This is a genomic window from Brevibacterium mcbrellneri ATCC 49030, from assembly GCF_000178455.1.
In the GTDB taxonomy this organism is placed as follows: Bacteria; Actinomycetota; Actinomycetes; order Actinomycetales; family Brevibacteriaceae; genus Brevibacterium; species Brevibacterium mcbrellneri.
On sequence record NZ_ADNU01000008.1, the window covers coordinates 101,011 to 107,951 of the forward strand.

Sequence of the window (6,941 nt, forward strand, 5' to 3'; positions counted from 1 at the left end):
TCGACTAGGACTGTGTGACGAGGTTACGCGACTGGTTCCGGGTCCTCTTCGGAAGCTGTCTGGAAACTAGCTGACTGAACTGCCTTCTGTTCGTAAAGGAACTCACCAGGAACCGCGTGAGGGTCTTCCCGGACCCATTTGGGGTTCGTTTCTTTCAACAGCAAAGCACTGACAACCGTGATGACACCCATGATCATGACCATGATGGTCACGCCGTGTGTGTTACCCGAAGACGCGATGAGTGAGGTCATGAGGATCGGTGTTGCGCCCGAGATCAAAATAGCTGCCAGCTGGTAGGCAAGTGAAGCGCCAGAGAACCGTACTTCAGGTTCGAACAGTTCACCCAGGTACGCTGCCAGTGGAGCGTAGACCGCGCACTGGAACACCGACGAAACGCACACTGCTACTCCGAACAGGACAATGTTTCCGGTGTTGATCAGCATGAAGTAAATCGGTACAAACAGGAAGATTCCTGCTCCTCCAACGATGATGACGGGTCGGCGGCCGATTCGGTCTGACCATAGGGCTAGTAGGGGTGTGGTCACAATACCTATGACGCACGCCAGCGCTCCTGCGATCAGCATGTGGGTGCGGTCCAAGCCCAGGTAGTTTGCGCCGTAGCTGAGTACACCTGCGATGGAGATGTAGAAGATGCAGTTGGTCGAAGCGAGAAGTCCGCAACCCAGAAGGATGGTCTTCCAGTGCTTCTTCACTGCGACCCACAGGGGTGCTTTGACGATTTGCGACTGAGTTTCAGACGTCTTCTTTTCAAGTTCGCGGAACTCTGGGCTGTCTTCAACTTTGTGGTGGATAAACAACACAACAGGGAAGAGGACTGCAGTGAACCAGAACGGAATGCGCCAGCCCCATGAGATGAACTGTTCTTGTGTAAGGGCATAGGTTGCGGTGATGAACACGACGTTGCCTAGGAATGCTCCTGCTGGAACACCGATCTGGTTAAATGAACCGGAGTATGCGCGGTTCTTAGGGCCAGCTGATTCAGTAAGAAGGAGCGCAAGCCCGCCCCACTGGCCACCTGCTGCAAGACCTTGGGCAAAGCGACAAAGGCCAAGGGCAATAGGTGCCGCTAAGCCAATGCTCGCCGCGCCTGGAAGGCACCCGATGACAAACGTTGCTATGCCCATAACGATGAGAGAAACAACGACGACGGGCTTGCGACCAAGCTTGTCGCCGTAGTGACCGGCAATCACGCCACCCAGAGGGCGGGCAATGAACCCTGCCCAAAACGTAGCGAAACTCAAAAGGGTCGCAACCAGTGGTCCTTCCGATGGGAAAAACACGTGTGGGAACACCAACGCGGCTGCCGTGCCGTAGAGGAAAAAGTCGTACCACTCAATCGAGGACCCGACGACACCGGATGCCAAGAGCTTTCGGTGTTTCAGGTGGTGGTGGGCCTGTGTGGGGTCAATTGCTGATGATGCGGTCATGAAAGCTCCTATCGCCTTTGATGAAAGCTTGAACCGATCGTTTGATCGGTTCGAATAAGTGTGTCGTACACCACTGCGTGAGTCAAGAGTTGTTCAGGTTGTGGCGTGAGGAAAATGTGTGGCTATACGCAGTGGACCTGGCGGACGAGTGTCGAAGTGGGCTTGTGAAGGGCGAAAATAGGGCCTGGGTCATGCAAATATAACCGAGGATCAAAATTCGTTATAAACTTTTTTATGCCAGCTGACCTGGGGTGATGCAGTAAAACGCGCCTAATGTGTGCCTGAGTTGTAACTGAAATGTGACATTGGGATTCCGTTCGGTTACAGTTTTCACTGTTGGATTTTGAACTGATCCACTCACGGGTTGCTACCGCTAGTCACACAGCCCAGTGAGAGTACCGATGAACGTGGCGGCCGCAGGCTGGTAGATGGAGGAATCTCGTGGCTGGAAAGAAGATGGGGCGTCACGCGTCTGACGCACGTGTCAAGACACCACTGACTGAACTCACTGAAGCGCTGAACGCTAACTCTGGTGCAATGGGTAAGCGCGCTGCTGTTGTTGCAGCTGCTGGTGGTCTGCTTGTGACTGCAACCCTTCCGTCAACTGCCGACGCTAAGGATGACGCAACCGTCTCCGCGGATGCTGCAAAGGCTGACGAAGCTGAAACTTTCACCGCTCAGAAGGCAACCGCGGTTGCAGAAGCTGACGTCGCTGACATTGCAACTGGTGTGGCTGCAAACGTCACCGCTAAGAAAGCTCCTGAGCCAGTTGCGGAACCAACTTCAGAAGATTCAGAAGCTAACGCTTCCACTTCGAACAGCCGCTCCGGAGCTCCAGCAGCATCTTCGTCCAGCTCATCATCTTCATCCAAGAAGAGCTCCAAGTCTGAAGCTAACGAAGACGTTGCGCTGCCAAGCGGATCCAAGGCTCAGCAGGTTCTTGCAATTGCTCGTCAGTACGTCGGAACCCCTTATGTATCCGGTGGAACCTCCCCAAGTGGTTGGGACTGCTCCGGCTACACCTCATACGTGTACGGCAAGGTGGGCGTGAAGCTGCCTCGCACCTCGGGTGCTCAGCGCAACGCTGGAAAGACCGTGTCGCGTGCACAGGCTCAGCCTGGTGACATTATCTGGTCGCCCGGACACGTTGGTATCTACGCTGGTAACGGCATGATGTACGACGCAGGTAACCCACGCGTTGACACCTCTTACCGCTCCATCGACTGGATGGTCCGTTCAGGAGCCAAGTTCATTCGCGTTCTGTAAGACTTCTTAAACTTAAGAACACTTAAGTTGAGACCCCCGCGCAAATCGGTACAGCGCGGGGGTTTCGTGCATTCATAGGCCTGCATGGTGAACATTTGACAAACAGTGCATAATTCTCGCTAAAACCGGCCTATGTGCGGGTGAATCGGTGGATGCGCCCGGTAATCTTGACTGTATTGACATTGCTCACTGCTCACGATGTAAGGAGACCAGCATGCACAACAGCAGTGGTGAACTTATATCGTTTGCAGAACCCATACATTCGATAGGTGTGGAGTCTGTGAGTGGCTCATGTCTGTCTTTAACGAGGCGTCGCGCTTATGCGCGGCGCCTCGCGCGTTTTCCTACCCGCCTCAGGAGAAAAAAGTGAAAACACTGGTTCTAAACGCTGGCTACGAGCCCATGTCGATCGTGTCATTTAGGCGTGCGATCGCCCTGGTTTTGGCGGGCAAAGCTACAGTCTTAGCAAGCGAGGGCTTGCTGATCCGTAGCGCACACGTATCCATTGATCAGCCTTCAGTTATTCTGCTCAACCGGTACGTGCAACCACCTCGGGGGCGGACGACAGCGCTTTCCCGCAGGGGAGTACTGCGACGCGACAAGCACTTGTGCGCATATTGCGGAGAAGGTGCAAATACGGTTGACCATGTACTTCCTCGTAGCCGGGGTGGGCAGAACACATGGACAAACCTGGTGGCATGTTGCCGGTCGTGCAACAACGTGAAAGGGAACCGCACGCCAGACGAGATGGGGTGGAAGTTGCTGTTCACTCCCGTTGCCCCACAGACGGGCCACTGGTGGTTGCGTGACATTGAAAACCCTGCCAAGCGTTGGTTGCCTTTTCTTCAGTTGGCACGCTCGCCCGAAGTTGCGGCGAAATCCGCGTAGGGGCTCACTTTTGAGTGCTGCGGCTCGTGCGACGTGGCTCGTGCGACATGGTTTGCAGTATCAAGGCAGGTTTATCGGTGTGCAACACAAGTGCAACAGTCGCCGGGTAACCGTTGCCGTTTCGTAGCGGGTCAAATGCCGTGGCAAAAAGGGGCAGGAGTAGACTGAAAGATAAGCGGTTTCGATCTGTAAGGAGTACCCGTGGCAGAGGAACAGATGACTACCGAAGTTGCCGACCCTGAAGCAATCATCGTTGGAATTGACGGTTCAAGTGCCAGCCGTAATGCGCTAATGTGGGCGATTGATGAGGCCCGCGCTCAGAAGAAGTCCATTCGTCTTGTTGGCGCTTACACAGTGCCTAGCGTTGCGTCTGCAACGGTAGACGTGTCATATGTTCCTGTCGACGACAGTGCGGTGCGCGCGGCTGTTTCGGATTCGCTTAGGGAAGCGGCGTCGCTGGTGAAAGAAGCGGGCGTCGAAGTTGAGGCGATTATCGAGATTGGTGACGCTGCCGGGGTTTTGGTTGAAGAATCCAAGCAAGGGTCGCTGGCGGTTGTTGGATCCCGTGGCCGAGGTGGTTTCGCTGGCCGTCTTTTGGGAACTGTGTCTTCGGCCCTGCCTGCTCACAGCCACTGCCCCACGGTGGTGATACCCGTTGGATGGTCGAACGATTCGAAGCGTACTCCTGAGCAGACAGCCTCACGCCCAATCCGTAATGCCGGTGGTGACTCGTTTGAGGACACTATTGAAGCTGACACGGTTACTGGGCCTGACTACACGGGTCAAGTTGTTGTAGGAATCGACGCTTTGGGTGCTGAATCTCAGGCCCTGTGGCAAGCTGCGGAACTCGCGAACCGCCGAGGCAGCTCCCTGGTGCTTCTGGGCGTCATCACCACCACGGTTGTAGGGCCTGAATGGTTGCCTTCAACGGGTGACATGAAGCGTTACGTTGATAAAGGTGCGGACAAGCTCGCGATTGCTGCGCAGGCAGTGCGTGAGAAGTACCCTGACCTGGACGTGAGCTGGTCGTTGTATGACGGGCAGCCTGCAGAAGCGCTAGTGCGTGCCTCTGACACTGCGTCCGTTTTGGTAATTGGCTCCCGAGGTCGTGGCGGGTTTGCGGGCCTCCTTTTGGGATCGACTTCGCAGTCTGTTTTGCCGTACTCCAGGTGCCCCACCATGGTGGTTCGCGTTAAGCGCGAATCCTGATCCATCTGGTGGCCGGAGCCACGGTCGCGTTTTCGGTTTTAGCCGAGTAGCTTAACTATCATTATGTCTCTATTCGTCGCCTTTTGGCGGGGAGGGTGTTTGTGTTGTTCAAAAAGGTGATGGCGTCGACGGCGCTTGTTGCGACTGTCGTTGCTGGTGGTATCGCTTGTTCCTCCAATGTCAACGATGAAGAACGTGGCAATGGAGGTGCTTCTACTTCTTATGACGGGGTTCCAGACAGCGTTAAGGACCGCTTGCAGCGTTTAGCCATTGTGAAAAACAAAGCGGGTGTTTCGATCGACGCTCAGCTGGTGGCGCTTCAAGGTGCCGCGTCGCTGAACGAAATGGTTGAAGAGTTTGCGCTCGATCAGCTTGGTGAAGGCGGAGCGTTCGATGGCAAAAAAGGATTTACACCAGTTCCTACGCCAGTGAGCAAACAGGCTGAACTTGACACGTTCATTCGTGAACCCGATTCCAAACCCCACGGTTCGGATGACTCCACTGCGCAAGCTGGGGGTCTTACGGAGTCAAACACCACCTCGGGACCCGAGGAATCTGGTTCCTCCTCGGAAGAGGCACCCACCTCGGACGCAACCGCTTCGCCGGAAGGCCAAGAAACAGCGGGGGCGGATGACACCTCGGCGGGAGGGGACGCTGATATCACCCTGCGCAACGAAGTTGTCTTTGCAGGCGGCAAATATGTAGTGAGTCGTGTGGAGGCGCTGGTCAAGGGCGAAAAAACAGTCAAACTGCTGGTTACGGATCTCGAAGCTGACAAAACGATGCCGGCCAAAGATATGTTCACAGGTGAAACGTTGCCGAGCGACGACGACCTTGACGACCTGACTTTCGGCAAGGATGCTCTGCCGTCGTATAAGGGTCAGAAGAAGACATACGACGAGCTTTCTGACCTGGGCAAAAAGGTCGCGGACAACGGGTCGAAAGACGTGGTGAAACTCGACGAGGACAGTGAAGAAGGCCCAGGATTTTCTTGTGCGCTGGCCGCCTGCGTGGCTTTGACGTATGACGATGGTCCCGGCGGGAACGACCTGACTGATCGCCTGATTAAGTCGTATAAGAAACACCACGCGCACGCGACGTTCTTTGTTATTGGTAAGAACGTGAAGGCGTACCCCGAGGAAGTCAAGAAAATGGTTGACGCAGGGCATGAAGTGGGCAATCACTCGTACACGCACCCGATTCTGAGCAAGGTTGGTGCAAAGAAGGCCGAAAAGGAGATCGCCGACACCGACAAGGCGATTGAAGATGCTGGGCTAGAGAAGCCCACGCTGCTGCGGCCACCGTACGGTGCGACCAATCGCAAGGTCGATGATGTTGCAGGTAAGCATGACAAACGAGTGATTATGTGGGATGTGGACACTCTCGACTGGCAGACCAAGTCAAAGCCAAAGACAGTCGCTACCGTTAAGCAGAGCGTGCAGCCTGGTGCGATTGTTCTTATGCACTCGATTCACCAGCCGACCGTTGATGCGACAGATGACATTTTGCAGTATCTGGAGGACCAGGGCTACGCGATGGTGACAATCTCAGAGCTGTATCGGGGCGCGAAGTTTGATGCGGGGAAAGAGTACTTCTGCAAGGGCTCACATATGGGGATGTGCTCAACTCCGGAGCACCCTTACGTTACGAAAAACTCCTAGCCACGAGGTGCGCGAAGCGACTGGGTATGTCTAAACACCTGGGTGTGACGCGCATAATATTGACAAGGTGCCCTTTGGGTTCATGGTGTGCTTAGTGGACGAGTCTGTGGTAACGTTGGGCGCTCCTACAAGGAAAGGACAACAGTGGGACTTTTGTGGTCGATTATTTCGTGGATCATTATTGGTGGTCTGATTGGGCTTATCGCTCGTGCTGTCATGCCAGGTAAACAGGGCATGGGCTTCATGATGACTGTGATTCTAGGTGTTGTTGGTGCCATCGTTGGTGGCTTCATTGGAGGGTTGCTTGGTGGAGATGGCGTCCAGGGAATCATGAACAACCCGTGGAGCCTGGGAACCATCCTGTTGGCTGTTATCGGTGCGTTGATCGTGATGGTTATTTACGGCTTCTTGGCGCGTAAGGCTAATAAGTAGTTTCTTAGCTGACGCACAAAGTGGCCCCGGCATTCAG

Annotated in this window: 6 protein-coding genes; 5 read left to right on the plus strand and 1 reads right to left on the minus strand. The window is 54.8% G+C overall.

The window, feature by feature from the left end; translation table 11 throughout:
- Positions 1–23: 23 nt before the first annotated feature.
- Complete coding sequence (locus HMPREF0183_RS01220; protein ID WP_005881905.1) at positions 24–1,448, minus strand: MFS transporter; 1,425 nt, start codon at positions 1,446–1,448, stop codon at positions 24–26.
- A gap of 441 nt (positions 1,449–1,889) precedes the next feature.
- On the opposite strand from HMPREF0183_RS01220, the gene HMPREF0183_RS01225 reads away from it, so the two are divergent.
- The 5 genes from HMPREF0183_RS01225 to HMPREF0183_RS01245 all read left to right on the plus strand — a co-directional run bounded on the left by HMPREF0183_RS01225 (position 1,890) and on the right by HMPREF0183_RS01245 (position 6,904).
- On the plus strand, positions 1,890–2,714 hold the full coding sequence (locus tag HMPREF0183_RS01225; RefSeq protein ID WP_005881907.1) for a C40 family peptidase: 825 nt from the start codon (positions 1,890–1,892) through the stop codon (positions 2,712–2,714).
- A gap of 366 nt (positions 2,715–3,080) precedes the next feature.
- On the plus strand, positions 3,081–3,602 hold the full coding sequence (locus HMPREF0183_RS01230) for an HNH endonuclease (protein ID WP_005881909.1): 522 nt from the start codon (positions 3,081–3,083) through the stop codon (positions 3,600–3,602).
- A gap of 201 nt (positions 3,603–3,803) precedes the next feature.
- Positions 3,804–4,811: a universal stress protein gene (locus HMPREF0183_RS01235; protein ID WP_245527074.1), complete on the plus strand. Its 1,008-nt coding sequence runs from the start codon at positions 3,804–3,806 to the stop codon at positions 4,809–4,811.
- 101 nt (positions 4,812–4,912) lie between these two features.
- Positions 4,913–6,472 carry a polysaccharide deacetylase family protein gene (locus tag HMPREF0183_RS11935; RefSeq protein WP_156798025.1) on the plus strand — a complete coding sequence of 520 codons (1,560 nt, stop codon included), beginning with the start codon at positions 4,913–4,915 and terminating at the stop codon, positions 6,470–6,472.
- A 144-nt stretch (positions 6,473–6,616) separates the two neighbouring features.
- Entirely contained in the window at positions 6,617–6,904 is a 288-nt protein-coding gene (locus HMPREF0183_RS01245; protein WP_005881914.1) for a GlsB/YeaQ/YmgE family stress response membrane protein, read from the plus strand.
- The last annotated feature ends 37 nt before the right edge of the window (positions 6,905–6,941 follow it).